Here is a 26,887-nt window from a genome sequence, read left to right on the forward strand (position 1 = left end):
TTTTATCCAGGCGCGGTATTCAGGCCCGGACCACTCGGGTACGGGCCGCCCGGTCCCCCCACCCCCGCCGGGCCTTCCGGTCGAACAGCGGCCAGCAGAGGCCGATCACCAGGACCGAGGCGAGCTGGCCGACCGTCCATCGCAGGAAGGAGCGGCCCAGCGTGGGCGTTCCGGCTCCCCCCGGCCGCCGCTTCGCCCGGGGCGCGGCGGCGCCCTTGCGGGCGGCCGGCCGGGCCGTGGCGCTCCCCTTGGCGCGGGCGGCCGGGCGGGCCCCGGCGGCCGCGTCGATCACGCGAATGCCCATCAGCCGCTTGCCGAAGGTCTGACCGGTCCGGGTGGTCGGGAGGACTTCGTACAGGACACCGACGAACAGCAGGACGGCCAGCAGGACTCCGGCCTTGCCCATCACGACGCCGTCCACCAGCCAGACCTGCATCTGACGGCCGGCCAGGTTGCTGGCCGTCCTGGCGCGGTCCAGCTTGTCCTGGACGTGCTCGGTGGCCGAGGAGGCGAGCGGCAGGCCGGTCGCGACCGCGACGGTCGCCATCACCGTGGTGTCCACGATCCGGGCGAGGAGGCGGCGGCCCAGGCCGGCCGCGGGGCGCGGGGCGGGCTTCCGGGCTGTGGCCGGACGCCGGGCCGGGCCCGCCGACGGCGCGCCGGGCGCGGGAGCCCGGTCGGCGGCCGGACGCGCGGGCTGGGCCGCCGCAGCGGCGGCGCCGGCCGGAGCGGGCACGGTGGCACGCGTGGCGCCGGCCGGGCGTCCGGCTCCCTCTGCGTCGGGCGACATGGCACGGCCGGCCCCGGGTCTCGCGCTCGTCGTCGCCCCGGACGTGGCCCCGGACGCCGGCCCGTCGGCCACCCCCGCCACGGACCCGGGCTCCGCCCCGGACTCGACCCGAGGTTCGGCCCGCACCTCGGTCCGTACCTCGGTCCGGTTCCAGCCGTCGACCTTCGTCCGGGCGGGCTCGGGGATCGCCGCCCGCGCCTCGGGAGCCTCGGGCCCCGCGGCGGAGCGGACCTCGGACCGGACCTCGGGACGGACCTCGGCGTGGACATCGGCATGGGCCTCGGCGTGGGCCTCCGGATGGGCCTCTGCCGAACCGGGCAGCACACCCCAGGAGACCCAGCGCGGGGAGCCGCCCGTCTCCAGCAGCCCGCGCTGGGCGCGCGGGTCGGCCTGCCAGCCGGAGCCGCCGGCGGCCGGCACCGGGTCCGCCGTCTCGGCCCCGCCGGTCGCCTGGTGCGGCACCGGCGCCGGCGCCGGCTGCGGGTCGCCGTAGGTTGTCGGGGAGGCGCCTTCGGACCGGCTCACGGTGGCCGCGACGCCAGCCGCGTTGCGCGGCATCGGCTCGGCGACCCGGAGGACGGCGCCGGGCACGTGCGGGCCGCGCTCCTCGCCCGACGGCGGGAGCGGCGAGGCGAACGGGTGTCCGCCCCACTGCGCCTTGGCCTGTCCCTGGCCCTGCCCTGGCCCCTGCCCTGGCCCTGGCCCCTGGTCCGGCCCGTTCCCGTGCGCCTGCCCCGGGGTCCGCCCGGGCGCCGGCATCGGCCTCTGCGCCGGTGCCTGTTCCCGCGCCGCCCGCGCCTCGATCTCCGCCTGCCGGCGAAGTTCCAGCTCCGCCTGCGGGGCGAGGACGAAGGACGCCCCGCCGGTGGTCTGGTCGAAGTACACCGGCCCGGTGTCCCCGGGGCCGAGCACCGTCCCGCTGCCCGGGCCGCCGTCCGCGCCCCGCCCCGCCGGAGCGCCACCCGCGGCCGCACCGCCCGCGGTCCCGGCCCCCACGCCCGACCCCGACGGCGGCGGCACATGGCGGGCGGGCGCGGGCCGGCCGGGGCGGCCCACGAAGCGCGGCGGTTCCAGCACCTCGCCCTCGGCGGGGGTGGGCCGGCTGGTGCCGGGCACCCAGCCGGTGCCGCCCCAGTAACGGACGTAGCCGGGGATGGAGGGGTCCGCGTAGTAGCCCGGCACGGGGCCGACGGTCGTGTCCGCGCCGCCGGCGAAGGGCAGGTCCGTCATGAGGGTCTTCTTTCCTGGCAGGGCCGGTGCGCCGGGCCGACGAGCGGCCGCGCCGAACGGCGGCTGCACGCCTGCACTCATGGGCGGACAGTCGCCGGGCAGTCACAAAGGGTAGTACCTCGGCGCCCCTCAGGGCGGAACTTGGGCATTCCCCGGACAGCCGGGCGCCCGTACGGGTATGTCCGTGCCGTCCGGGGCCGCCGCACGCCCGGCGCGCGTCCTCGTGCACGCGCCCGTCGGGGGAAGTTCACCCCTGCCCGGCGGCATCCGACGGAACCCCCCGCTACGAATTCGCCGTGATTCCACGAAAACCTGTGTAAGACCCCGGGCGGACCGCGCTCTCAACGGTGGCGGGGCCCGGCGCGGACCGGGCCCGGACCGAAGGCAGAGCAGAGAGGAACGCGACGATGGAGCACTCGACGAGCGTGGTCGAGCACGAACTGGAACTGAACCTGATCCTGTCCCCCGAGCACAGCGTCCCCGTCCCGGCCCGGCTGTCGTACGGCAGCCACGACCCGTTCGCGGTGCACATCACCTTCCACCTGGACACCGGGACGCCGGTGACCTGGGTGTTCGCCCGGGAACTGCTGGTGGAGGGGACCTTCCGGCCGTGCGGGCAGGGGGACGTGCGGATCTGGCCCGCCGCGGCCCAGTCCCCGGCCGTCGGCCGCACGGCCGGCCGGCGCAGCGTGCTCTGCATGGCGCTGAGCTCGCCGGCCGGGGACGCGCTGCTGGAGGCGCCGCTGCCGGTGGTGGCCGCCTGGCTGGAGCGGGCGCACCGGCTGGTCCCGCCGGGCAGTGAGCTGTCGGCCCTGGACATGGACGGCTCGCTCGCCGAGCTGCTGGCGTGAGCGGGCCGCGACCGGGCGGCCCGGCCGGTGCGGGCTTGCGGGTACCGGCGGCGTCCGGGGGTGTCAGCCGGCCGCGGGGGCCTGCTGACGCCCGGCGTCGGTGCTCGCCGGCCCGGCGCCGGTGACCGGCGGCTCCGGCGCGGCGACCGGGACCGCGTCCGCGTCCGCCCGCCCGGCCGGCGGGTGGTCGTGCCACCCGAGGAGCGGCAGGCCGGCCGCGCGGCGGCGTGACCCGGTCCGCAGGGCGGCGACCAGCAGGAAGCAGACCCCGACCAGCGGGTACACCGCCGCGGGGGCCTGGCTGAGCGGGGCGAGGTGCTGGTCCAGGTCGCCCTTGTGCGGGACGAGCCACATCGCGAAGGAGCAGAAGGCGATCAGGGTGGCCACGAAGATCGGCCGCCAGCGCAGTCGCCGGACGGCGGCCGGACGGGAGGCCTCCTGGGCCGCCTCGGCGGCCAGCAGGACGAGCACCGGGACGCACCACACCCAGTGGTGGGTCCAGCTGATCGGGGAGACCAGCACCGCGGTGACCGCCGCGCAGCAGACGCCCCAGGCCTCGGCGCGCGGGATCACCCGGGCGCTGCGGAAGGCGTAGGCCGCGACGCCGACACCGGCGAGGGCGACCAGGCCGCCCGCCAGGGTGGCGGCGGTGCCGGGCTCGGCGGTGTGCAGCAGGCGGGCGACGGCGCCGCGGACGGACTGGTTGTCGACGATCTCGGTCTTGCCGACCCGGGTGGAGTCGAACAGGTACTTGGTCCAGTAGCCCCAGGTGGCGTCGGGCAGGAACAGCGCGCCGAGCAGGAAGGTGCCGAGGAAGGCGAAGCCGGCCACGAAGGCCGCGCGGATCCGCCCGGTGACGAGCAGGTAGACGGCGAACAGGCCCGGGGTGAGCTTGATGCCGGCCGCGATGCCGATGCCGATGCCCTTGGAGAGCCGGGTGTCGGAGCGGGTGAGGTCCCACAGGATCAGGCAGGCCAGCGCGAGGTTGACCTGCCCGTACCGCAGGGTGGTGAAGACCGGCTCCAGCCAGACCCCGCAGCCGGCGATCAGGACCACCCCGACCGGGCGCAGCTCGCGGCGCGGCCGGCCGACCAGTTTGAAGGACAGGTGGGCGAGCAGCGCGAGCAGCGCGACGTTCCCGACCGTGATGGCGATCCGCAGGAAGCCGACCCCGAACCAGGTGGTGGGGACGAAGAGCATGGCCGCGAACGGCGGGTAGGTGGCGGGCAGGGCCCACTCGGTCACCCGGAACCCGTAGAGGTCGCCGCCGTTCACCACGGCGGAGCCCTCCGCGCGGTAGACGATCATGTCGACCATCGAGGTGCCGACGAAGTGCCGGACCGTCGCGTAGGTGAGCAGTGAGACGAGGGCCACGGCGCCGGCGGTCAGCATCGGGCGGCGCGGCGCCTCGCGCACCGCGCGGACGGGGGCGGCCAGCGCGGCCGCCAGGCGTGCGGACGGCCGGGCCGGCGCGGCGGCGGGATCCGGGCCCGGTACGGCCTGCGCCGCCCTGCGCTCGTCTTGCACCGCTGTCACTGTCAGCTCCGTCCGCCGTTCGACCAACTAGCGACCCTACCCGATGGGTGGAGGGCCGTCCCGGGCCGTGGTCGCCGGGACAGCACGGCCGCGCGCGGGCCGGACGGGCACCCGGCCCCGGCGGCCACGACGACGGGCGTCGTGGCCGCCGGGGCGCGGGCCTCAGGCCGGGCGGGCCTGCGTGGCCAGGCCGCGCGCGGTGCCGCTGAGGGCGTCGAGCTGCTCGGTGAGGGCCCGGTCGGTGTCGGCGGCCTGCGCCAGGATCCGGCTGATCCTGGCGCTGGTCTGCTCGGCCCGCTGCTTCTGGTCGGCGTCCTGCCGTGCGGCGGTCGCCTCGTCGGTGTAGGCGGTGGGTGTCGCCTCCCAGGAGACGCTGCCGTCGTCGCCGACCAGCAGGCCGTCGGCCGTCGCCTCGTCGATGGTGTGCTGGAGGTCCACCTGGGCGGCCCGGATCTCGACGGCGCCCTGGTTCAGCAGCTTGCTCATCGGGGCGATCCCCGTGGTGGTGTCGTCGAGCTTCTTGCCGGTCCGCCCGATGGAGCCGTTGGCCGCGGTGGCGGCGGGGCCCTGCCAGCCGGAGTGGGCGACGGGTTCGGCGGTGCCGCCCCGCCACTCGCGCTGGTCGTCCTGGAGCGAGTCCTGCAGTTTGGCGTACGCCTGGGCGGCGGTTTCGAGGGCGCTCGGGTCGGCCTCGCGCAGCGATCGGAAGTCCATGGTCACAGCCCTGTCGGTGCGGGACCCTCGCCCAGGATGGCGCGGTGCATGCGTTCCTGCGCCTCCTTGGTCGGCGGGTCGAAGTGGTGGATCTCGAACGGCCGGTCCGGCCCGGTGGGCGCGGGCTCCACCGGGGCGGGCAGGGGCGTCACCGGGCCCGGCACGAAGACCGGCATGACGTCCACCGGCTGCGGCGCCGTGATCCAGTCGATCGGGGTGACCCTGGCGGGCCGCGCCGGGCCGGGCGCGATCGGGTGGACGATCGCGGGCGCGGGGCCGGTGAAGGTCGGCGGGACGATCCCGGGGCGGCCGGGCGCGATCGGGTCCCGGCCGCCGGGGGCGACCGGGTGGACGACCCCCTCCCCGGGCCGCTCCGGGTACGGCAGGATCACCGCGTCCGGGCCGCTTCCGCTGCGGGGCGGGGCCGGGTACGGCAGGGTGTGCTCGCCGTCGAGACCGGTGGCGGCCATGGTGGTCATGGCCGTGAGGCCGGTGCTGTCGCCGGCGGCCGCCATCGTGCCCGCGTTCGCCTGGTCGGCCGCGCGGTAGTTGGCGGCGGTCCTGACCAGGTTGTCCCCGCAGCGGTCCATGTCGGCGGCGGTGGAGTCCAGGGCCGCCTTCCAGCTGTCGGTGCAGTTGCTCAGCGCCGCGCCGCTCCCCCACCCCTTCAGGGCGCCCCGGGCCGCCTCGGCCGGGGCCGCCAGGCCCTGGGCCTGGTCGGGCACCCGCGCCGCCGTCCGCCGGCCGTTCTGTCCCGCGCTCTCCAGGACCTCCGGTTTCACCTCGAACCCGGAGCCGCCCCCACTCGCGTCGATCGGCATCGTCCGTACACCCCCGTTCACCGCCCGCCGTGGCGGGCCGTCCCCCGTCGCGCGGGCCGGACGCCGCGCGCTCTGTGTTCCAAAATAACCCACCGCCTCGGACGCCCGGTCGTGGGCGGCCGCACCACCGAACAGCGCTGACCGCGCGTCACCCCGGTCCGGCCAGGGCGTCCGCCGGGTGGAAACGGTCCGGCCGCGGCTCCTGGCGGGAGTCGCGGCCGGACGGGGGGAAGGGGCGCCGGGGGTCAGCCGGTGTAGGCGCCCAGGGCCCGGGTGAAGTCCAGCGGCTGCTGGACGATGCTGCTGCAGGAGGCGTCCGCGTACTGCTTGGCGCCGCCGTCGCAGGCCTTGTCCCGGGTGCCGGACCACATGGCCAGCCAGGCCAGGTGCTTGGACTTGGCGAAGTCGGCGAGCTGCTTGGCGTCGGCGACGGTGAAGACCTCGGTGGAGACGTCGTTGACGCCGATCATCGGGGTGACGGCGACCTTGGCCCAGGCGGCGCTGTCGTCGAGGCCGAGGACGCTCTTGACCTGGGCCTGGGTCGCGGTGGCCGCGGCGATGGCGTACTTGCCCATCTGGCCCTGCGGGTTGGGGGCGACGCCGTCGCCGAAGTCCATCGCCATGATGTTGACGGCGCCGATGGCGACGCCGTTCTTCTTGGCGTCGGCGACCAGGTTGACGCCCTCCTGGGTGAGGCCGGTGGGCAGCGCCGGGAGGGTGTAGGAGACGTCCAGGGTACGGCCCTTGGCGGCGGCGTTCTTCTGCAGCTGGGCGATCGCCTGGGCGCGGCGGGTGTTGGCGGCGGCGTCGGCGATCGCGCCGCCCTCGACGTCGAAGTCGACCTTGGTCAGGCCGAAGGCGTCGACGGTCTTCTGGTACGCGGCGGTCAGGTCGGCCACCGTGCCGCAGGCCAGGGCGAGTTCGCTGCCGTTGGCGCCGCCGAACGAGGCCCGGACGTCGCCGCCGGCGGCGCGCAGCGCGCCGATCTGCGCGGCCACCGCGTCGGTGGCGAGGTCACTGACGCCGCCCCACTTGGGGGTGCAGCCGCCGCCGGAGACCACGAAGGCGAGGTTGAAGTTCTTCACGCCGGTGGCCTTCGCGGTGGCGACCAGGTCGTACGGCGGGTAGAGCGAGGTGTCGACGTACGGCGCGAAGCCGGCGCCGGTGACCGGGGCGGCGGTCTGCGTGGGCGTCGGCGTGGGGGTGGCGGTGGGGGTCCTGGTGGCGGTGGCGGTGGGGCTGGGAGCGGCGGTGGTGGGCGCGGCCGTGGCGGAGGGGGAGGCGCTGGGCTGCACGGTCGGCGTGGAGGTGGGCCGGCCCGAGGGGGTCGGCAGGGTGCCGTCCCCCGCCTTGCAGGAGGCGTTGTTGATGAGGCAGTTGGCGGGTTCGGCCTGGGCCGCGCCGGAGCCCTGGACGACGAAGCCCACCGAGAGGGTCCTGCCGGGGTCGAGGTGCTTGTTCCAGGACTCGGGCTTCACGGTGATGTGCTGGCCGGCGGCGGTGAACCCGGCGTTCCAGAGCGAGCTGATGCTGGCGCCCGCGGGGAGGTCGAAACTGAGCGTCCAGTCGTCGATGGCGCTGCCGGCGGGGTTGGTCACCAGGTACTGGCCGGTGTAGCCGCCGTCCCAGGTGCTGGTGCGGCTGTAGACGGCGCCCAGCGAGGCGGCGCTGGCGGAGGAGGCCAGGGCGACCACCGCTCCGGCGACGACGGCGGCGGCGACCACCGAGGCTCCGACGACGGTGCCCTTGCGGCTGCGCCGGTGGTGGCCAGAACGGCTGGTGGGCTGGGACGTCATGGTGGGCGTACCTCCGCGAGGTGACCGTGGGAACAGGGGCCCGGGCGGGTGGGCGAGGCGTCGTCGGTGGGGCTCTGGACGCCTCGTCCGGCCCGGGCACGGCCGACGTTAGCGGGGTGCGGCGGGGCCGGACTCCCTGCTCAGGGAGGCGAACAGCTCCCTTACGGCGCGCTTAAGGAAGATCCGCCGGGCGGCGCCTCCGGTGCCGCTCGCAGGCCTGGCGGGCGACCGGGAAGGACGCGGCGGCCGTCCGGGTCCGGCGGGGGCCGGGCGGCCGGGAGGCGGTCGCCGGCCGGTCCGGGCCGGGTGCGAAGCAGGAGGCGATCAGGTCCGGGTGGACGCCGGCCGGGGCGGCGGCGTGGGTCCGGGTGAAGCCGTCCGGCAGCGGCTGGTCGGCGAGGTGCCGGTCGCCGTCCCGCCGGCGGGTCTCGATCTGCCGGGCCGGCTCGCCCGCGACCGGGATCGCCCTGCCAAGGACGATCCCTGATGGTTCGTCAGCGCTGGAACAGGGTGCTGCGGGTGCGGCGGCGGCTGGCCCGGGCCGGGGTCCCGTCGGGGCGGGCCTGCAGGCGCAGTCGGATCTCGGCGCCGCCGAGGACGGCGGAACGGCCCAGCGCCAGGTCGCCACCGGTGGCCTCGGCGAGCTTGCGGACGATGTCGAGCCCGAGGCCGGTGGAGCCGTCGCCGCCGTGGCCCTGGCCGCGTTGCAGGGCGGCGTCGGGGTCGCTGAAGCCGGGGCCGGCGTCGCCGACCAGGACGATCACCGAGCTGTCGGTGGCCAGCACGTCGACCGAGAAGGCGGTGCCGACGACGGTGTGCCGGAAGACGTTGCCGAGCAGCGCGTCGACGGAGGCCGCCAGGTCGCCGCGCTGGACGGGCACGGGGGTGGGCCGTTCGGCGCCGGCCAACTGCCAGCGGCGGCCCTCGTCCTCGGCGAGGGCCGACCAGAAGCCGACCCGCTCGCGGATCACCTCGGCGGCGTCGCAGCCGACCGTGACGGCGGGCGCGTCCTCGGGGGCCCGGCGGGCCGAACGGATGATCTGGTCGACCTCGCGCTCCAGTTGGGAGACGGCGTGCCGGGTGGCGTCGGCGGCGTCGCCCTCGCCGAGCGAGGCGGCGTTCAGCCGCAGCACGGTCAGCGGGGTGCGCAGCCGGTGCGACAGGTCGGCGGCCAACTCCCGTTCGGCGGCGAGCAGGTGGACGACGCGGTCGGCCATGGAGTTGAACGCGTGGGCGGCCTCGCGCAGTTCCTCGGGGCTGCCGTCGGCCTGCTTGCCGTCCAGCGGGACCCGGACGGCGAGGTTGCCACCGCCGAGGGAGCGGGCGGCGGCGGCGAGCGAGCGGGCCGAGGCGACGATCCGGGCGCCCATCCGGTCGGCCACCAGGACGGAGATCGCGACCAGCGCCAGGGCGACGACGGAGAGCACCAGCCAGGCGGTGGAGACGCCGCGGGTGAGATCGCCGTCGTCGACGTAGACCTCGACCACCGCGACCCGGGAGGTGTCGACGGCGACGGGCTGGAGCAGGGCGTAGCCGCCGGGGACGGGGACGGTGTACGAGCGGCCCTGGCTGGCGGCGGTGGCGACGTCCGCGTCCAGGCTGCGGACGGCGCCGATGCTGGACCCGAGGGCGACGGTGCCGGTCGAGGCGCCCCAGTCGGCCCCCTTGCGGGTGGCGCCGGGGGCCGGGGTGGGGGCCGGGCCGGAGCTGCCGGCGGTGGCGCCGGCGGCCACGCCGGTGCCCGCGACGGCGGGCAGGTGGACGGCCATCCGGCCCTGGGCGCCGGCGTCGGTGCTGGCGACGGCGCGGGAGATGGCGTCCTGGTCGGTGGTGATGGCCAGGGCGGGGCCGAGCGCCGCGGCCTGCCGTTCGGCGGCGATGAAGGCGCGGTCGCGGGCGGTCTGCTGGACCATCAGGCCGAGCGGGATCAGGAAGGCCAGCGCGACCATGGTGGTGCCGGCGACGGCGGCCTTGATCAGCGCCCAGCGCAGCGAGTGCCCGGCCGGCGGCCTGTCCGACGCCCCTCGGGGTCCCGGCGCCCCGCGCCCGCCCGCTGCCCGCCTCACCTCCGGTGCTCCGGGGAGGTCGGCCCGGGGGCCTGCCCGGCGGCCTCCAGCCGGACGCCGACCCCGCGCACGGTGTGCAGGTAGCGGGGGTTGGAGGCGGTCTCGCCGAGCTTGCGGCGCAGCCAGGAGAGGTGGACGTCGATGGTCTGGTCGCCGCCGTAGGTCTGCCGCCAGACCTCGGCGAGGATCTCCTTGCGCGGGACGACGACCCCGGGGCGGGCCGCGAGGAAGGCCAGCAGGTCGAACTCACGCCGGGTCAGGTCGAGCTGGCGCCCGTCCAGGGCGGCCTCGCGGCGCTGCAGGTCGATGGCGAGGCCGCCGACCCGCAGGATCTTGGCGGCGGGGGCGGTGCCGCCGCCGAGCCGGCGCAGCACGGCGGCCATCCGGGCGGAGAGGTGCTCGCCGGAGAAGGGCTTGACCAGGTAGTCGTCGGCACCGTCGTTGAGCAGCCGGACGATCTCGGCCTCGTCGTCCCGGGCGGTGGAGATGATCACCGGGACGTTGGTGAGGCCGCGGATCATCTTGAGCGCCTCGCTGCCGTCCAGGTCGGGCAGCCCGAGGTCCAGGATCACCAGGTCGCAGCCGACCTGGGCGACCTCGCGCAGGGCCTCAAGAGCGGTGCCCACGCTGCGGACCGCGTGCCCCGAGTCGGTCAGGTGCCGGATGAGGGCGGAGCGTACAAAGGGGTCGTCCTCGACCACGAGCACTGTTGCCATGGGCCAGCACGGTACGCCATCCAGGTCAGGTGGTCTGTACCTCGGGGTGGGGTTGGCGACGGAGTCCGGGGCGGCGGGTCCGGTCTGCCTCGGACGGATGTCGGCTGGATCCCGATCGGGTCCGGGTGGTTTGTGCAAGTTCCCTTCCGAAGGCCAGGGGTGCTGAGCTGGTGCTCGTCCCGATACGGCAGGATGAGCGGGCGATGCGGAACGGACTGGTTCAACTCGGCGCCTGGGCGGCGGCCACCGGCGCGGCGGTGGCGCTGTCCTGGCTCGGCGTGCACGCGGTGCTGACCGGCGCCGCCTTCGAGCAGCCGACCGCCCTGCCGCTGCCCTCCCCCGCCGCCAAGGACGTGGCGGAGTCGGAGTCGGCCACGCGCCCGCCCTCGGCCTCCCGGGTGGAGTCCACCCCGGAGGCCGCGCTCGGCACGGCGACCCAGCGGGCCGCCGCCCCGAGCACGCCGCCCCCCTCACCGCCCCCGGCGCCGGCCCCGAGCACCGCGCCGGCCGCCCGCAAGACCGCCGCGACCTCGGTGCGCAGTTTCCTGGTGCCGGGCGGCCGGGTGGCACTGGACCTGCGGCCGACCAGTGCGGAACTGGTCTCCGCGACGCCCGATCCGGGCTGGCAGATGCAGGTCTGGCACGGCGACCAGTGGATGCGGATCGACTTCTCCAAGGGCGGCGACGCCAACTCGGTCTTCGTGACCTGGAACGGGCACGAGCCGGACGTCCAGACCGTGGTGCGCTGATCCGTCGCTACGGTCAACCGGTCCCGCCCGTGGCCGTTCTGACGGTCGGTCCGGTCGTCGGGGCGACGAACCCGGGCAGGTAGGGCCCGGCGTACCGGGAGCGGTCGACCAGGGTGTGCCGGATGCCGCCGGGCGCGCCGATGACGGCGAGCAGCACCGTGCCGTGGCGGTCCCGCGCCTCGTACGGCTCGGCGTACGAGCGGGCGCCGCGGTCGACCGCGAAGTCGTAGGCGTAGTGGACGTCGGGCACGGCGACGGAGAGGTCGACCACGCCCTCGCCGTGGGTGGCGAGGTGGGCGGCCAGGGTGCGGCCGCGTTCGCCGATCACCTGGACGACGGAGGTCAGCACGAATCTGCTGCCGGGGCCCTGCAGCACGTAGGAGACGGTCTCCGGCTCGCCGGTGTCCGGCCCGGCGTAGGCGGTACAGCTGAGGCCGAGCAGGTCGAGGTAGCGCCGGGCGGCGCGTTCGGCGTCCCGGACCACGAAGACCACCGCGTCGGTGCGGCCGCCCGGCAGCGGCCCGCCGTCGTCGTCCGCCGGGGCCGCCGCGGGGCCGTGCTCGGGGTGTCCCCCCGGGCGGGTACGGGGCCCGGTGTCCGGACCGAGGTCGCGGGCCGGGTCGTACCCGGCCCCTCGGCCGGTTCCCCGGTCGGTTCGGGTACGGGTGGGGAAGGTGTGCACGGTGGCCTGTTCGGCGGCGGTTTCGGTCATGACGAGCCCTCCCGGTGGGCGTGCGGACCAGTACGCGCCCCGCCGGGCGGTGGGGGCCGGCCCACGGGGTGTCGCTGGAGGGTGGCGCCCCGCACACCGATGCGCAACTGTTCCGATTCCTCCTGGGCAAGGTGCGCTGCCGGGCCGGAGAATTGGCGGCACCGTTGTACAGAATGCCCATCCGGACGGAGCCCGCGATGCCTCCCGCCAACTCCCCCAGTTCTCCCGGGTCCCCGGGTGTCCCCGGCGCTCCCGCGGCCGCCGGCGCCCCGCTGGCGGCCGGCCCGGCGGCCGCCCGGCCGGCCGGGTCGGCGAACGACGCGATCGACGCCCTGGACGGCAAGTTGATCAGGCTGCTGGCCGAGGAGCCGCGGATCGGGGTGCTGGAGTGCTCGCGCCGGCTGCAGGTCGCCCGTGGCACGGTGCAGGCCAGGCTGGACCGGCTGCAGGCCAAGGGGGTGATCGGCGGATTCGGCCCGGAGGTCGACCCGGCGGCGCTCGGCTACCCCGTCACGGCCTTCGCCACCCTGGAGATCTCGCAGGGCCAGGGCGCCGACGTGCGCGCCCACCTGTCGGCCGTCCCAGAGGTCCTGGAGCTGCACACCATCACCGGCCACGGGGACATGATGGTGCGGATCGTGGCCCGTTCGAACGCCGATCTGCAGCGGGTGATCGACCGGGTGGTGGGCTTCGACGGGATCGTCCGCTCCTCCACCGCCATCGCCCTGGAGAACCCCGTGCCGTACCGGATCCTGCCGCTGGTGGACCAGGCCGCGGCGGAGTGAGGGCGACTCAGAGCCCCTGAGGAGGGCCGGGGCTGACGGCCCGGCGGCGGTTCGCCGACTCCGGCCACGACCCGCCGCGAATGAAGGCATATGCCAGCGGCCCGTGCAGCAATGATCCGTGCATGAACGTTCCGTCATCTCCGCGCACCGTCCCGACGCCCCCTCCCACCGGCCCGAGGGCCGCCCGGGAGGCCGACCGATGAGCGCCACCAGGACGCCCCCGGCCGACGCCGACGCGGCACCGACGCTGATCGCCTCCGCCCGGCGGGCCCTGCGACTGCTGGAGGCCGCCGCCCGCTACCCGAAGGGTGCCACCGCCAAGCAACTGGCCCGGGACACCGGGCTCGCCCTCGGCACCGCGTACCACCTGCTGCGGACCCTCGTGCACGACCGCTACCTGGAACGCCTGGACGGTCACTACCTGACCGGCCCGGCGGTCTCGGGGCTCACCGGCCGGGAGAGCCCGGTGGCGGGCCGGGAGCGGCTCGACCGGCTGCTCACCCTGCTGTCGGACGAACTGTCCGCGGCCGTCTACTTCGCCTGGTACCGGCAGGGCGAGGTGGACCTGGTCGCCTCGGTTCCGGCGCCCGGCGCCCCGGTGGTCGACCACCGCAACTTCCGCGCGGGCGCGCACGCCCACTCGGCCGGCAAGACCTTGCTCGCCCTGATGTCCGCCGAGGAGCGCCGCTCGCACCTGGCCCGCTACCCCATGGTCGCGCTGACCCCGTACACCCTGCGGGAACCCGCCCATCTGCCGCTGCTGCCCCGCCAGGGCCCGCAGCGGGCCGCCCCGATCACCCAGTACCAGGAGTACGCGCTCGGCACCGCCGGAGCGGCCGTGCCGATCGTCGCCGGGAACGGCATCGCCGCCGTGTCGGTGTCCCTCCCGATGGCCCAGGCGCACCGCTTAGCCGCCATCGCCGCGCAGCTCCGCACCCGCTTGAGCGACGACTTCGTCGCGGTGGCCTTCGGCCTCTGACACCCGGCCCCCACCGGCCGGGCGAACGGGGATGCGCCCGGCCCCTACCGTCGGCGGCCGACGGATCAAGGGCGAACCGGAGCCCCGGCGCCGTGGGCACGGCCCGGTGCGCCGGTGGCGCGACGCCTCAGCAGCTCGGCACGTCCCCGCCGTCCCGCAGCGCCTTGAGCGCCGAGACCGACTCGGCGAGCGTGGAGACCGGCACCAGCCGGAGCCCCTCGGGGGTGTTCACCTTGGCGTCCGAGCACTCGCCCTTGGGGACCAGGAACACCGTGGCACCGTCCCGCGCCGCCGCCTGGGTCTTCAGCGGCACGCCGCCGACCGCACCCACGTTGCCCGCGTCGTCGATGGTGCCGGTGCCGGCGATGGTCCGGCCCGCGGTGAGGCCGCCGCCGACGCCGCCGAGCTTGTCGACGATGCCGAGGGCGAGCATCTGCCCGGCGCTGGGGCCCCCGATGTCGCCCAGGTCGATGCTGACCTTCACCTGGGCCGGCGAGAGGTGGAGGTAGTCCAGCGCCGCGACCGTGGCGCTGTCCTGCGACTCGGTCATCTGCTGCGCGTTGACCTGCTCGGACTTCACCGGGTCGGACTTGGGGTAGACGGAGTCGGTCGGCCGGACCGCTTCGTCCGGGTCCGCCCAGGCCTGCAGCGCCCGCCAGAGGCTGGTCCGCTCGTCCTGGTTGGTGGCCGAGATGGTGACCATCCGCAGCTGTCCGTCGGTCGGGCGCACCGGCGCACCGGTGATGGTGATCACCGGCCGCCCCTGGTAGTCGCCCAGGGTGTCGGCCGTGACGCCGGGCATGGTCAGCGTGTACGGCAGCGGCACGAAGGCCGCCACGCCGAACAGGGCGGCGACGAGCACGCCGCACAGCGTCAGCGCGCGCGTCCGCGGGGCGGTCAGGGCGGGGGGCAGCTTCTGGTCGGGCACAGAGGCATCCAAACACACCGGGGGCGCCCGGCGGGTCCGGGCACGAGGTCCCGGCTGCGCCGGTCCTCGGCGCCGGCCGTCAGCGCAGCGCGTCGGCGACCTCGGTGGCGGCCTCGACCACCCGGGGGCCCACCCGCTCGGGGACGAGCCCGTTGAGCATCACCACGCCGACGCTGCCCTCGATGCCGCTCAGCCCGACCAGCGCGGCGGCGGCACCGCTGGCGCCGGACTGCTCCTCCGCACGGGTGATCACGAAGCCGTCCTCGGGCCGGCGCTGACCGGGGAAGCCCCGCGCCTCCAGGATCGCCCGGCCGGCCGCGCTCTCGCTCAGCGGGTGGCGCAGGCCGGTCCGGTAGGCGACGTGGAAGTCCGTCCAGCTGGGTTCGACCACGGCGACGGCGAGCGCCTCGTTGCCGTCCACCAGGGTCAGGTGGGCGGTGGCGCCGAGGTCCTCGGCGAGGCTGCGCAGGGCGGGCAGGGCGGCCTCGCGCAGCAGCGGGTGGACCCGGTGGGCGAGCCGAAGGACACCGAGGCCGACCCGGGCCCGGCCGCCGATGTCGCGGCGGACCAGCCCGTGCTGCTCCAGGGTGGCGAGCAGCCGGTAGACGACGGTGCGGTTGACCGCGAGGCGGGCCGCCAGCTCGGTGACGGTCAGCCCGCGCTCCGAGTCGGCGAGCAGTTTGAGGACCCGTACTCCGCGGTCCAGGGTTTGGGAGGTCTCGGCAGTCACGACGCGCATTCCTTTCCGCGGCGGTCACCGGAGCGGCGGGGCCGTCCGGGTGGGGGTGTCGCGCGCAGGTTGGGTGGGCCGCGCCAGGGCACGCCGTTGCCGTCGTCGTTGACGGGCGTGCGGCCCTGCGGGGGTGCCCCGCTCGCGGGGGATTGCCTGGCGAGTGAGCGTGGGGGAAAGGTAGTGAAGGAGATGCTCACTGGGGAAGTGCTTGTCCAAAATTCGGTCATGATCGTTTTGATTCGATCCGACATAACCGGACAAAAGCGTCTAATTCACAGCGGTTCCCTGGGCACCAGTTCGATCACAGTCCGGACTTCGGACACCCCGCCGGTCGGAATGCCGGTTTCAGAGCAGATTGCGGGCGATCGTCCAGAGCGCGGCCGCCCCGAGGACCGCGACCGTCCCCCGGCGCCCCAGCACCGGGCGCCAGTTCCGCCCGGCCAGGCCGTGCCGCAGCCAGGTGAGGTACAGCGCGGCCACCGCCGGGAGCGCCAGCAGCAGCGCCGCGTTGTCGTGCCAGGCGGCCGCGAGATCGCCGTGCAGCAGGTCGAAGGCCATCCGGGTGCCGCCGCAGCCCGGGCACCGCAGGCCGGTGAGCCGGTACCAGGGGCAGAACGGCAGGAACTGCCCCGGCAGGTGCGGGTCGCGCGACCAGAGGTAGGCCGCCCCGGCGACGCCGGCGGCGGCCAGCCCGAGCGGCGCGGCCGCGGCGCGCAGCCGGACGGCCGCGGGAACGGCGAAGCCTCCGCCCCGGGCAGCCTCACCGGGGCGGAGGGATCGCGGCTCGCGCGCGGGGCGCGAAGAGCGCATGGCTCAGCTCTTCAGCAGACGGCCCTGGGCGTCGGTGCGGTCGTTGCTGGTGAGGAAGAGGATGCCGTCGATCAGGGCCCACACGCCCAGGCCGCCGCAGGTGAGGAGCTGGGCGATGGCGATGCCGGTGTGACCGGTGTACCAGCGGCCGGCGCCGAAGCCGCCGAGGAAGATCTGCAGGACGCCCGCGACGACCTTGGACTTGTCGGACTGCTGGGCGTTGTTCTGGGGGTACGACACGTTCGGTCTGCTCCTTGGGACGACATGACCGGTCGGCAGGGGTCTCCGGCCGCCCGGGCGGAACGCTCGGGCGGAGCGTTCGAAGAGGAAGGGACACGACACCGTTCGTCCTCGACGGGACTTCGGCGGGCCGCCCGTGACGGCCCGAAGCCGTGGCGGTCCCCCCGTGGCGGCGTAGCACGCGGAACACTAGCGGATGATCACACCGGCTGTCTCCACGAATTCTCCGCCGATCCATTAATCCCCCATGACCATTTGGTTACGCTGCGTCAGAGAAATCGTCGCAGTGTTCCGCACAGTGACCATGAGTCGTCCACGACCCGTCATCCCCCGGGCGAGCCGGACGCGTCGGGAGGGAGCTCTCCGGAGACGTCCGCCCATACGCCGGCACCGCCCGCCCGCGGACAACCCGCTCCTTGCTCCCGGGCCCCGTCGGGTACCGGCTCCGGCGCCTCGCGCACCCGGCCGCCCGGCCGCACCCCGGAACGGGCCGGGAACGGCAGACCCCGGGCACACCGGCAACGGTCGGACGCCGTGCCCGGATGTCTCCGGCCAGCCCCCGGCGCACGGGCGGCTCGACACCCGCAGGCCGACGGGGCGTCGCTCATGCCCCGTCAGCGAACCGACGGGGCACGGCGGTCAGGCCGCCCACTCCTTGACCTTGGCGATCCGGGCCTTGAGCTGATTGGCCGTCGCCTGGGCGGTGAGCGGCCCGCCGCACTGGCGGCGCAGCTCGTTGTGGATGGTGCCGTGCGGCTGGTTGGTCCGGTGGTGCCAGGCGGCGACCAGCCCGTTGAGCTCCTTGCGCAGGTCCCGCAGTTCCTGATGGGTCACCACCGGCCGCTGGTCGGCCGGGAGTTCCAGCAGGTCCGCCTCCTCGGCGGGCTTGGCCCTGCTGCGCTGGATCTGCCGGTGCTGGCGCTTCTGCAGCAGCATCTGCACCTGGTCGGGCTCCAGCAGGCCGGGGATGCCGAGGTAGTCGTCCTCCTCCTCGCTGCCCGGGTGCGCCTGCATGCCGAATTCCATGGCGTTGTAGAGCACCCGGTCGAAGACCGCGTCCGAGCCGATCGCCTCGTAGGAGAACTCGTCGCCGCCGGCGCCGTCCGGCCCGTCGTTGGCGCGCTCGGCCTCGGCGAGCAGGCGGTCCTCCTCGTCGAAGAGGCCGTCGCCCTCCTTCTTCGGCCGGTCCAGCACGTGGTCGCGCTGGAGCTCCATCTCGTTGGCGAAGCCGAGCAGGGTCGGGACGGACGGCAGGAACACCGAGGCGGTCTCGCCGCGCTTGCGGGCCCGGACGAAGCGGCCGACGGCCTGGGCGAAGAACAGCGGGGTGGAGATGGAGGTGGCGTACACGCCGACCGCGAGGCGGGGCACGTCGACGCCCTCGGAGACCATCCGGACGGCGACCATCCAGCGGGACGTGCCGGCCGAGAAGTCGGAGATCCGCTGGGAGGCCTCGGCCTCGTCGGAGAGCACCACGGTGGCGCCCTCGCCGGTGATCTCCCGGATCATCTTGGCGTAGGCGCGGGCCGCGTTCTGGTCGGTGGCGATCACCAGGCCGCCCGCGTCCGGGATGGCCTTGCGGACTTCGGTGAGCCGCTTGTCGGCGGCCCGCAGCACGTTCGGGATCCACTCGCCCTGCGGCGCCAGCGCGGTGCGCCAGGCCTGTGCGATGAGGTCCTTGGTCATCGGCTCGCCGAGCCGGGCCTCCAGCTCGTCGCCGGACTTGGTGCGCCAGCGCATGTTGCCGCTGTAGGAGAGGAAGATCACCGGGCGCACGACGTGGTCGGCGAGGGCGTGCCCGTAGCCGTAGGTGTAGTCGGCGACGGACTTGCGGATGCCGTCGCTGCCCGCCTCGTACTGGACGAAGGGGATCGGGTTGGTGTCGGAGCGGAAGGGCGTACCGGTCAGCGCGAGCCGGCGGGTGGCCGGCTCGAAGGCCTCGAAGCAGGCCTCGCCCCAGGACTTCGAGTCACCGGCGTGGTGGATCTCGTCCATGATGACCAGGGTCTTGCGGGCCTCGGTGCGGTTGCGGTGCAGCATGGGGTTGACGCCCACGCCCGCGTAGGTGACCACGATGCCGTGGTAGTCCTTCGACAGGGGCCCCGAGGAGTACGCCGGATCGAGCCTGATGCCTATCCGGGCGGCCGCCTCGGCCCACTGCTTCTTCAGGTGCTCGGTCGGCGCGATGACCGTGACCTGCTGGACCAGGTGGTTGTGCAGCAGGTACGAGGCCAGGGTGAGCGCGAAGGTGGTCTTACCGGCGCCGGGGGTCGCGACGGCCAGGAAGTCCCGGGGCTGCTTCTCGATGTACCGGTCGAGGGCACCCTGCTGCCAGGCCCGCAGCTTGCCCGCCGTACCCCAGGGCGCGCGCCCGGGGAAGGCCGGCGAGAGGTGGTGCGACGGGGCCCCCGCGGCACCCGGGTGCACCGGTGCGTGCGGCTCGACCGCGTCGGAGAACAGGGGCGACATGGCGGCGGAAGCGGCTGCGGTACTCACGGTCTCCGAGGGGGATCGTCGCAGGTCAGGGGCACTCTAGCGGCCCCGCCCCGCGGTCGGGCGGCGGTCGGACAACCCGCCTAGCCTACCGGGCCGGGCGCCGGAGCGGCGCCCGACACGGAGGGCGGACGGGGGTCAGGACTGCCCCTGGTGGAGTGCCCGCAGCTGCTCCGCGATGGCGTCCACGTCCCCGATCTCACCGGCCGCCACGCCCACCACCAGCAGGTATGCGGCGTCCTGGTCGATGTCGGTCATCTCGGCCCCGTTCAGGTCGAGGAAGACCACCGCGCTCATCCAGGCCGTCCGTTTGTTGCCGTCGACGAAGGGGTGGTTGATCGCCAGCGAGTGCAGCAGCGCGGCCGCCTTCTCGAACAGCCCGGAGTACGCCTCGACGCCGAACATCTGGGACTCCGGCCGGTGCGCCGCGGAGGAGAGCAGGCCGAGATCGCGGACGCCTACCTCCTGCTCCTGGCAGGCGTACTCGGCGAGCTCCAGGATCTCCATCACGCTCAGGTACTTCATTCGCCGAGCCTTCGCAGCAGGTCGGAGTGGCGGGCGGCGTACTTGGCGCCCAGCTTGCGCACGGCCTCGCGGTCGGTGCCCTCGTCCAGGTAGCGCTCGATCGCCCGGACGACCACCGCGTGCATGCTGCGGCCCTCCGCCTCGGCCCGCTCACGGAGGGCTTCCTGCTGTTCCTCGGTCAGTCGCAGATTCATCGCCATACCGAAACGGTACTGATCGTGGGGTCATTTCAGTACTACTTTTCCGCTCGGACTGTGATCCGAGTCACCATGACCCGAGGGGTGAAGCCGGGTAATCGGCGGCGCCCCGGCGACTCTCTCCACACGTGGGGCCGCAGCAGCACCGTCCGTCACTCGGGCCCCACTCGTACCCTCGGAGGAATCCCCCGTGCCCACCCCCGCCGTCGAGCAGGCCGTAGAGGCCCGCCTGGTCCTCTCCACCCGGCGCTCCGCGCTGCTCCGCGTCACCCTGCGCTACCGCGCCGACGACCCGCTGGCCGTCCGGATGCTCTTCCCCGCCGAGTACTCGCTGGACGCCACCGGGACGGAGGAGCAGCCCGCCCGCCCCGAGGTGACCTGGGTCTTCGCCCGGCAGCTGCTGGCCGCCGGGCTCGCCGGCCCGGCCGGGATCGGGGACGTCCACGTCCGGCCCGCGCTCGGCCCGCACACCATGGTCGAGCTGCGCGCCGCAGAGGGGGTCGCCCTGCTCCGGTTCGACACCCCGGACCTGCGGCACTTCCTCCGGCTGAGCTTCCGGGCCGTCCCCGAGGGCGAGGAGCACCACCACCTGGACGCCGACCGGGCCCTGGCCGAGCTGCTCGGCTGACACCCGGCCGGCCCGTACCTCCCGACGCCCCGGCCGCCCGCGCCCCGCCCGCGTCCACCGGCGCGGGTGACGCGCCCCGTCATGCCCGTCCGCCCCGCGCGGTGTCCACCAGGAAGGCGTACGCCACGACGTTGCCCCGGTAGCCGTCCCGCTCGCTGAAGCCGCCGCCGCAGGTGATCAGCCGCAGCTGGGCGTCGCCCGCCTGGCCGTAGACCCGGTCGTCGGGGAACTCCTGCTTGTCGTAGACCTCGATCGCGTAGATCTGGAAGACCGCCGTGCTGCCGTCCGCCCGGGCGATCTCGATCCGGTCCCCCTGGTGCAGGGCGCCCAGGCTGTAGAAGACCGCCGGGCCGCTGCGGGTGTCGACGTGCCCGGCCAGGATCGCGGTGCCGCGCTGCCCGGGGGTGACGGCGCCCCGGTACCAGCCGGCCAGGTTCCGGTCGGTCTCCGGCGGGGGCTCCAGGTGCCCGGCGCCGTCCAGGCCCAGCCCGGTGACGGGGGCGTCCAGCCGGACGGCGGGGATCCTGATCCGGGTCGGGGCGGAGGCGTCCAGCGGCGGCACCACCGAGACAGGCCCGAAGCCCGCCATCCGCTGCCCGGCGCCGGGCAGCGGCGGCAGGGTGGGCCCGCCGTCGTGCAGCATCCAGGCACCCAGCACCAGGGCCGCGCCGACGGCCAGCGTGCCCGGCCAGGGACTCCTGCTCTGCTGCCCGCCCACCCCGGTGCCCCTCTCGCTCCCGCTTCGCCGCGCTGCGGCCAGTGAACCGGCGCGGGCCGCCCGGCACCGCCCGGCGATCCGCCGCCGGCGCCCCGGCGAAGGCCCGTCGGCCCGGCGTCCTCCCAGGTCACCAGGGGTGCGGGCCGGTCCGGCCGAAGACGCCGGCGGGCTGCTCCGAACGGGGCCGGCCGCAGCTCAGTCGCGCGTCCACGGCAGCTTGGGCCCGGTCAGCCGCGGCCGGGTGACGAAGCCCTCGGCGGCGGCGTTGGCCGCCACGATCGCGAACAGCTCCGAGGAGCGCTCGTACAGCAGGAACCGGGGATGCCAGGCCGGCTGGTACTTGGCGTTCGCCCGGTACAGCGACTCCAGCTGCCACCAGCGGGAGAACAGCAGCAGGACGGAGCGCCAGAGCCGCAGCACCGGGCCGGCGCCGAGCCGCCCGCCCTGCTCGAAGACCGAGCGGAACATCGCGAAGTTCAGCGAGACCCGGTCGACCGGCAGCTCGCCGCGCCCGGCGCTCAGCAGCAGCTCGGTGACCAGGAACTCGACCAGGCCGTTGTCGGACTCCCGGTCGCGGCGCATCAGGTCGAGCGAGAGCCCGCGCCCGCCCCAGGGCACGAAGCTGAGCAGGGCGCAGACCCGGTCGTTCTCGTCCCGGCACTCCAGCATCAGGCAGTCGCTGTCGGCGGGGTCGCCGAGCCGGCCGAGGGCCATCGAGAAGCCCCGCTCGGTCCGGCCGTGCCGCCAGGCGTCGGCCAGCCGCACCAGGGCCTCCAGCTCCGCCGCGGGGATGTCCCGGTGCCGGCGCGCCACCACCCGGTAGCCGGACTTGCGGACCCGGTTGTACGCCTGCCGCAGCGGGCGCATCGGCCGGCCCTCCAGGCTGAAGCCGGCCACCTCGACCACCGCCTCGTCGCCGAACTCCAGCGCCTTCAGCCCGGCCCGCCCGTACGCGGTGCCGGCCTGCTCGCTCGCCCCGGTGACGGCCGGCACCCAGGCGTTGGCCCGGGCCGCCGTGCGCCACTCCTCGATCGCCTGCGGCCAGGCCTCCGGGTCGCCGACCGGGTCGCCGGAGGCCAGTGCCACCCCGAAGACCACCCGGTAGAGCACGGCGGCCTTGCCGGACGGCGACCAGCAGACGGACTTGTCCCGGCGCAGCGCGAAGTAGCCGAGCGAGTCGCGCTCGCCCTGGCGCTCCAGGAGCTCGCGCAGCCGCCGCTCGTCCTCGTCGCCCATCCGGACCCGGCCGCGCGGGGAGCGGAAGAACACCCGCAGGACCAGCAGGAACAGCATCGCGCCGAGGATGTTGAGGGTGAGGTCCACCCAGCCGGCCAGGTCGACACCGGTGTCCAGGACGATGCCGGAGACGGTGAACAGCCGCAGCGACGCGTACAGGAAGCTGGCGCCCCAGCTCGGCGGGGTCTCCCCCGGCGAGGCGAGCCGCACCAGCAGCGCGCCCAGCGCGGTCACCACGATCGCGCCGCCGACCAGCACCCCGAGCCCGAGCGCCACGTTGCCGTGCTGGCCGCGGACCCGGTAGGCCGGCCGGCCCAGCACCAGCGCGGCCAGCAGGCCGAGGCTGAGGACGACCGAGATCCAGTTGAACGGGTGGGCGCGATCCTCGGGGAGCAGCACCATCGCCAGCAGGAAGATCGCCGTGTAGAGGCCGACCACGGTGGTGGCGACGATCCAGGCGGCCCGTTTGCGGCGGCGCAGCATGACGGCGAGCAGGCCGGCGAAGAGCGCGGCGGTGAAGCCGGCGGTCATCAGGACGGGGGTGAAGTACTCGCCGGAGTTGACCCGCTGGACCCGGTCGCGGAACGGCGCGATGGGGGCGGCGAGCAGGTTGAGCACCGCGGCCGCCCGCAGGTACCACTCGGCGGCCAGCGCACAGCGGGCCCGCCAGGGCGGCAGCGGCCGCAGGGGTTCGGGGGCCGGACCCGGCTCGGGGGCGGGCGCGGGCGGCGGTCCGGGCAGCGGCCCGGTCGCCTGAACGGGTACGGGTACGGGTACGGGTACGGCAGGGGCGGCGGCCGGCGGGGCCTCGCCGCCGGGGGCCCGGTCGGGGGCGCCGGCCAGCACGTTGTAGGCGGAGGTCTTGAAGCGGAGGATCCGCTGGTGGATCCGGGCGTCCCGGCGTTCGGCCCGCGCCAGCCGCTTGGGCCGGCTGCGGTAGCGCCAGCGCGCCCACGGGCTCTGCGGCCGGGCCAGCCGGATCGCGCCGACCAGGGGGAACAGCGGGACCATCAGGCCGATCAGGCCGGTCCACAGCTTGCCCTTGAGCAGGCTGATCACGACCAGGGCCAGCAGCACCGCGGCGACCACCAGCTGCCCGGCCGTCAGGTGCCGCTTGAAGCCGCCCAGCGGCAGCTCGCCGACCAGCAGCAGGCCGATGATGGCCACCGCCATGATCACCGCGTCCACGGACTTGCGGCCCTGCTCCTTCCAGTACACGTCCTCCAGGTGCAGGACCAGCGCGAACTCGTCCAGCACCAGCCCGCAGCCGATGCCGAAGGCCAGGCCGAGGACGTCCCAGGGCGCCTCGCCGCAGCCCCGGACGGTGAACGAGCCGACGCCCGCGACGACCATCAGGGCCTGACCGAACACCACGTGATGGATGTGCAGCCCGCCGGGGGTGACGTTGCCGGGCCACCAGCTGGTGCCGCGGCGGATCATCCGGACGCTGAAGCGGATGAACAGGAAGGAGCCGATCAGGCCGATCAGCAGCAGGAAGAGCGGCTGGCGGCCGCTGTCGACGATCCGCTCCCGGTACGTGTCGAGCAGCGCCTGCCACATGGGACCGTCCCCCCGCTCGGGCCGGCTGCCACTCAGCAGGACGGCTCGGCGATTTCTCCCATCTGACGCCGGTTCATCCCGTTTTTCCCTCCGGCTCGCCCGGCTGCTGGTCCGATCGGGCGATCACCCGGCGCCCGCCCGGGGGATCGCGTGGCACGTCCGCCCCGGTGACCGGACGGCATGCCATGCTGTGCGCACATCGGGCCCGAAGGCCTATCACCCCATTTGTCGGACTGGACGTCCGGACTTCCTCACGAACGGAGTGACCATGGACGCGCTCTCCCGTCGGACTCTGCTGGCCGCAGGCGCCGCCACCGCCGCCACCCTCGCGGCCGGCTGCTCCGGCAGCGGCACGGGCGGCGGCCAGGCGGCGGCCCCCGCGCCGGTCCAGGCCGACCCGGCGGCGCGCACCGAGAGCCCCACGGCCGTCCCCAAGCCGCCGGCCACCACCATCGGTGACGGCTCCACCTCGGACACCGGCCCGCAGCCGAACCAGCCGAAGGCCGAGCAGCTGAAGCCCGGTGAGCGGCCGCCGCAGTTCGTGGTGTTCTCCTGGGACGGCGCCGGGGAGCTGGACAACCGGCTGTTCTCCCGGTTCCGCAAGCTCGCCCAGGACCACAACGCCTCGATGACCTTCTTCCTCAGCGGGATCTACATGCTCCCCGAGGGCAAGAAGGACCTCTACCGCCCGCCGCAGCACAACGTCGGCGCCTCCGACATCGGGTACCTGACCGACCAGCACATCCACGACACCATCGAGCAGATCGGGGCGTCCTGGCTGGAGGGCCACGAGATCGGCACCCACTTCAACGGGCACTTCTGCGGCGCCAACGGCGGCGGCAAATGGTCCCCCGAGGAGTGGGACAGCGAGATCGAGCAGGCGATGGGCTTCGTCATGAACTGGCGGACCAACACCGGCTTCACCGACCTGCCCCCGCTGCCCTTCGACTACCGCAAGGAGCTGATCGGCGGCCGCACCCCGTGCCTGGAGGGCCAGCGCGGCCTGCTGCCGACCGCCGCCAAGCGAGGCTGGAAGTACGACAGCAGCGGCCCCGGCGGGCTCCAGGTCTGGCCGCAGAAGTTCCAGGGCGGCGCGCTGTGGGACTTCCCCCTGCAGTCGGTCCCGTTCCCCGGGCACAGCTTCCAGGTGCTCTCGATGGACTACAACATCATGTACAACCAGTCCGGCAACAACACCAAGGGCGACTCCGGCATGTACCCCGCCTGGCAGACCCAGGCCCGGGACGCCTACCTCGCCGGGTTCGAGCGGGCCTACACCGGCAACCGGGCGCCGCTCTACATCGGCAACCACTTCGAGCAGTGGAACGGCGGCATCTACATGAACGCCGTCGAGGAGGTGCTGACCACCATCGCGAGCCGTCCCGAGGTCCGGCTGGTGTCGTTCCGGCAGCTCGTCAACTGGCTGGAGGCCCAGGACCCGGCGGTGCTGCGCAAGCTGCAGGGCCTGAACCCCGGCCAGTCGCCGGCCGGCGGCTGGGAGAACTTCCTCGGCACCCCCGCCGCCCCGCCGGCCGCCCCGGCCCCCGCCACCGCACCGGCGGGCTGAGCCCTCAGGCCCGGGCCCTGGTCCGGCCGCCGAGCACGGCGCCCAGCAGCGCCACCCCCGTCATCGTCAGGAAGATCACCGCGAAGGCACCGGCCGAGCCGGTGCCTTCGGCGCCCTCGTGGCCGGCCGCGAGCGAGCCGCCGCCCAGCGCGCCGAACAGCACCCCCGCCAGGCCCACCAGCAGGACGTTGCCCAGCGCGTCGCTCATCTGCAGCGAGGCCGAGTTGGCCCCGGCCTCCTCGGGGGTGGAGAGCTTCATCATCAGCACGCTGATGCTGGCCACCGCGAGGCCCATCCCGATCCCGCCGACCGCCCAGGCCGCCGCGGTCACCCAGGTCGGCACGGCCAGGAAGAGCACCAGCGCCGCGCCCGCGATCGCCACCGCGGTCAGCACGAAGCCCACCCGGATCATCGCGTCGCGGTACCTCTCCGCCCCCGGACGGCCCTGCAGCCAGGAGCCCAGCGCCCAGGACAGGCCGCCGCTGGTCAGGGTGAGCCCGGCGAGCGTCGGCGACAGGCCGCGCTGGGTCACCATCATCAGCGGGATGAACGCCTCGGCGGCGAAGAACGCCCCCGCCGCGACCCCGCGCAGCAGGATCACCGTCGGCAGCCCGCGGGCAGCCCGCAGGGTGCCGGGCGGCAGCAGCCGCAGCACCGCGGGCAGCAGCAGCGCCGCACCCGCCAGGGCGGGCAGCAGCGCCGGCAGGTCCAGCCGCTGGCCCGCGTACTGCAGCAGTCCGGCGCCGAGCGCGGCCATCGCGGCCAGGCCGCTGCGGCGCCGGTCGAACGGCTCCCCGGTGGCCGCCGGCTGCTCCTTCTCCGAGCGGCGCAGCGCCGGGCCCATCACCGCCAGCGGCAGCAGGACCAGCACCGGCACGGCCAGGAACACCCAGCGCCAGCCGAGGTGCTGGGTGACGGCGCCGGAGACCACGGGACCGATGATCGAGGGCAGCACCCAGGCGGAGGAGAAGGCCGCGAAGACGGCCGGCCGCAGCCGCTCCGGGTACGCCCGGCCGACCACCACGTACAGGGCGACGATGACCAGCCCGCCGCCCAGCCCCTGCACCGCGCGGCCCGCCACGAACGTCCACATGCCCGGCGCGGTGCCCGCGACCACCAGGCCGGCGCCGAACACCGCGATACCGGTGAACAGCGGCCGCAGCGGGCCGCTGCGGTCGCACCACTGGCCGGAGACGACGAGCGCGAAGAGCGTGGTGGTGAAGTAGCCGGAGAAGGCGAAGGCGTAGAGCGCGATCCCGTCGAGCTGGCGGGCGGCCACCGGCATCGCGGTGTTCACCGCGGTCGCCTCGAAGGCCAGCAGCAGCACCACCGAGACGATGCCGAGGGTCAGCGCCCGGTAGCGCCCGCCCATCACCCCGTCGGAGTCGTTCGTACCAGGGGGGAGCCGGTCGGGGGCAGGGTCGACCGAGGTGGGGGAGGCTGTGGTCATACCCGCCATGGTAAGGCGCGACGGCTCCGATGACCCCTGACTTGCGACCTTGATCGA

Annotated in this window: 24 protein-coding genes; 6 read left to right on the forward strand and 18 right to left on the reverse strand. The window is 74.9% G+C overall.

Going from position 1 to position 26,887, the window contains the following annotated elements:
* Nucleotides 1-19 precede the first annotated feature (19 nt).
* On the reverse strand, nucleotides 20-2,020 hold the full coding sequence (locus tag J2S46_RS15600) for an RDD family protein (protein WP_191290093.1): 2,001 nt from the start codon (nucleotides 2,018-2,020) through the stop codon (nucleotides 20-22).
* A gap of 407 nt (nucleotides 2,021-2,427) precedes the next feature.
* On the opposite strand from J2S46_RS15600, the gene J2S46_RS15605 reads away from it, so the two are divergent.
* Nucleotides 2,428-2,871, forward strand: a complete 444-nt coding sequence (locus tag J2S46_RS15605) for an SsgA family sporulation/cell division regulator (protein WP_191290094.1) — start codon at nucleotides 2,428-2,430, stop codon at nucleotides 2,869-2,871.
* Nucleotides 2,872-2,934: 63 nt separating this feature from the next.
* Here the strand turns inward: J2S46_RS15605 and J2S46_RS15610 are convergent, their stop codons facing one another.
* The 6 genes from J2S46_RS15610 to J2S46_RS15635 form a co-directional block, all read right to left on the reverse strand.
* Nucleotides 2,935-4,407, reverse strand: a complete 1,473-nt coding sequence (locus tag J2S46_RS15610) for a glycosyltransferase 87 family protein (RefSeq protein ID WP_229912718.1) — start codon at nucleotides 4,405-4,407, stop codon at nucleotides 2,935-2,937.
* Nucleotides 4,408-4,569: 162 nt separating this feature from the next.
* Complete coding sequence (locus J2S46_RS15615; protein ID WP_191290095.1) at nucleotides 4,570-5,121, reverse strand: WXG100 family type VII secretion target; 552 nt, start codon at nucleotides 5,119-5,121, stop codon at nucleotides 4,570-4,572.
* A 2-nt stretch (nucleotides 5,122-5,123) separates the two neighbouring features.
* Nucleotides 5,124-5,942, reverse strand: a complete 819-nt coding sequence (locus tag J2S46_RS15620) for a WXG100 family type VII secretion target (protein ID WP_191290096.1) — start codon at nucleotides 5,940-5,942, stop codon at nucleotides 5,124-5,126.
* Nucleotides 5,943-6,187: 245 nt separating this feature from the next.
* Entirely contained in the window at nucleotides 6,188-7,738 is a 1,551-nt protein-coding gene (locus J2S46_RS15625) for a glycoside hydrolase family 18 protein (RefSeq protein WP_191290097.1), read from the reverse strand.
* 494 nt (nucleotides 7,739-8,232) lie between these two features.
* Nucleotides 8,233-9,729, reverse strand: coding sequence for a sensor histidine kinase (locus J2S46_RS15630; protein ID WP_307352775.1), 1,497 nt, complete (start codon nucleotides 9,727-9,729; stop codon nucleotides 8,233-8,235).
* Between the two features lie 71 nt (nucleotides 9,730-9,800).
* Nucleotides 9,801-10,520 carry a response regulator transcription factor gene (locus tag J2S46_RS15635; protein ID WP_191290098.1) on the reverse strand — a complete coding sequence of 240 codons (720 nt, stop codon included), beginning with the start codon at nucleotides 10,518-10,520 and terminating at the stop codon, nucleotides 9,801-9,803.
* A 203-nt stretch (nucleotides 10,521-10,723) separates the two neighbouring features.
* Between J2S46_RS15635 and J2S46_RS15640 the strand changes: the two genes are divergently transcribed.
* Nucleotides 10,724-11,269 carry a hypothetical protein gene (locus J2S46_RS15640; protein WP_191290099.1) on the forward strand — a complete coding sequence of 182 codons (546 nt, stop codon included), beginning with the start codon at nucleotides 10,724-10,726 and terminating at the stop codon, nucleotides 11,267-11,269.
* A 13-nt stretch (nucleotides 11,270-11,282) separates the two neighbouring features.
* Here the strand turns inward: J2S46_RS15640 and J2S46_RS15645 are convergent, their stop codons facing one another.
* Complete coding sequence (locus J2S46_RS15645; protein ID WP_191290100.1) at nucleotides 11,283-11,981, reverse strand: VOC family protein; 699 nt, start codon at nucleotides 11,979-11,981, stop codon at nucleotides 11,283-11,285.
* Nucleotides 11,982-12,253: 272 nt separating this feature from the next.
* Here J2S46_RS15645 and J2S46_RS15650 point away from each other — a divergent pair, with 272 nt between their 5' ends.
* Together J2S46_RS15650 and J2S46_RS15655 are read left to right on the forward strand one after the other, a co-directional pair.
* The gene (locus J2S46_RS15650; protein ID WP_191290160.1) at nucleotides 12,254-12,766 is read left to right on the forward strand and encodes an Lrp/AsnC family transcriptional regulator; all 513 of its coding nucleotides are present in this window, start codon (nucleotides 12,254-12,256) and stop codon (nucleotides 12,764-12,766) included.
* Between the two features lie 199 nt (nucleotides 12,767-12,965).
* Nucleotides 12,966-13,745 (forward strand): IclR family transcriptional regulator, encoded by a 780-nt coding sequence (locus J2S46_RS15655; protein ID WP_191290101.1) that lies wholly within the window; start codon nucleotides 12,966-12,968, stop codon nucleotides 13,743-13,745.
* Between the two features lie 127 nt (nucleotides 13,746-13,872).
* On the opposite strand, the gene J2S46_RS15660 is transcribed toward J2S46_RS15655, so the two are convergent.
* The 7 genes from J2S46_RS15660 to J2S46_RS15690 all read right to left on the reverse strand — a co-directional run bounded on the left by J2S46_RS15660 (nucleotide 13,873) and on the right by J2S46_RS15690 (nucleotide 19,674).
* Nucleotides 13,873-14,673, reverse strand: a complete 801-nt coding sequence (locus J2S46_RS15660; protein WP_229912719.1) for a YlbL family protein — start codon at nucleotides 14,671-14,673, stop codon at nucleotides 13,873-13,875.
* A gap of 79 nt (nucleotides 14,674-14,752) precedes the next feature.
* Nucleotides 14,753-15,403: an IclR family transcriptional regulator gene (locus J2S46_RS15665; RefSeq protein WP_073923031.1), complete on the reverse strand. Its 651-nt coding sequence runs from the start codon at nucleotides 15,401-15,403 to the stop codon at nucleotides 14,753-14,755.
* A gap of 348 nt (nucleotides 15,404-15,751) precedes the next feature.
* Nucleotides 15,752-16,216, reverse strand: coding sequence for a DUF2752 domain-containing protein (locus tag J2S46_RS15670; protein WP_191290102.1), 465 nt, complete (start codon nucleotides 16,214-16,216; stop codon nucleotides 15,752-15,754).
* A 3-nt stretch (nucleotides 16,217-16,219) separates the two neighbouring features.
* Complete coding sequence (locus J2S46_RS15675; protein WP_229912720.1) at nucleotides 16,220-16,456, reverse strand: TM2 domain-containing protein; 237 nt, start codon at nucleotides 16,454-16,456, stop codon at nucleotides 16,220-16,222.
* Between the two features lie 639 nt (nucleotides 16,457-17,095).
* Nucleotides 17,096-18,925, reverse strand: a complete 1,830-nt coding sequence (locus tag J2S46_RS15680) for a DEAD/DEAH box helicase (protein WP_229912730.1) — start codon at nucleotides 18,923-18,925, stop codon at nucleotides 17,096-17,098.
* Between the two features lie 162 nt (nucleotides 18,926-19,087).
* A complete protein-coding gene (locus J2S46_RS15685; protein ID WP_191290104.1) occupies nucleotides 19,088-19,474 on the reverse strand; it encodes a type II toxin-antitoxin system death-on-curing family toxin in 387 nt (128 codons plus the stop codon).
* Nucleotides 19,471-19,674, reverse strand: a complete 204-nt coding sequence (locus J2S46_RS15690) for an Arc family DNA-binding protein (protein WP_229912721.1) — start codon at nucleotides 19,672-19,674, stop codon at nucleotides 19,471-19,473. Before J2S46_RS15690 ends, J2S46_RS15685 begins: the two co-directional genes overlap by 4 nt.
* Before the next feature lie 187 nt (nucleotides 19,675-19,861).
* Between J2S46_RS15690 and J2S46_RS15695 the strand changes: the two genes are divergently transcribed.
* Nucleotides 19,862-20,299: an SsgA family sporulation/cell division regulator gene (locus tag J2S46_RS15695; RefSeq protein ID WP_191290105.1), complete on the forward strand. Its 438-nt coding sequence runs from the start codon at nucleotides 19,862-19,864 to the stop codon at nucleotides 20,297-20,299.
* 79 nt (nucleotides 20,300-20,378) lie between these two features.
* Here J2S46_RS15695 and J2S46_RS15700 read toward each other — a convergent pair whose 3' ends face one another.
* Together J2S46_RS15700 and J2S46_RS15705 are read right to left on the reverse strand one after the other, a co-directional pair.
* Complete coding sequence (locus J2S46_RS15700; protein ID WP_191290163.1) at nucleotides 20,379-20,942, reverse strand: class F sortase; 564 nt, start codon at nucleotides 20,940-20,942, stop codon at nucleotides 20,379-20,381.
* Nucleotides 20,943-21,212: 270 nt separating this feature from the next.
* On the reverse strand, nucleotides 21,213-23,813 hold the full coding sequence (locus J2S46_RS15705) for a phosphatidylglycerol lysyltransferase domain-containing protein (protein WP_191290106.1): 2,601 nt from the start codon (nucleotides 23,811-23,813) through the stop codon (nucleotides 21,213-21,215).
* Between the two features lie 268 nt (nucleotides 23,814-24,081).
* Here J2S46_RS15705 and J2S46_RS15710 point away from each other — a divergent pair, with 268 nt between their 5' ends.
* Entirely contained in the window at nucleotides 24,082-25,380 is a 1,299-nt protein-coding gene (locus J2S46_RS15710) for a polysaccharide deacetylase family protein (protein ID WP_191290107.1), read from the forward strand.
* Nucleotides 25,381-25,384: 4 nt separating this feature from the next.
* Here J2S46_RS15710 and J2S46_RS15715 read toward each other — a convergent pair whose 3' ends face one another.
* Complete coding sequence (locus tag J2S46_RS15715; protein ID WP_191290108.1) at nucleotides 25,385-26,830, reverse strand: MFS transporter; 1,446 nt, start codon at nucleotides 26,828-26,830, stop codon at nucleotides 25,385-25,387.
* Nucleotides 26,831-26,887: the final 57 nt, after the last annotated feature.

The sequence above is a fragment of the Kitasatospora herbaricolor genome (assembly GCF_030813695.1).
Taxonomy (GTDB): Bacteria; Actinomycetota; Actinomycetes; order Streptomycetales; family Streptomycetaceae; genus Kitasatospora; species Kitasatospora herbaricolor.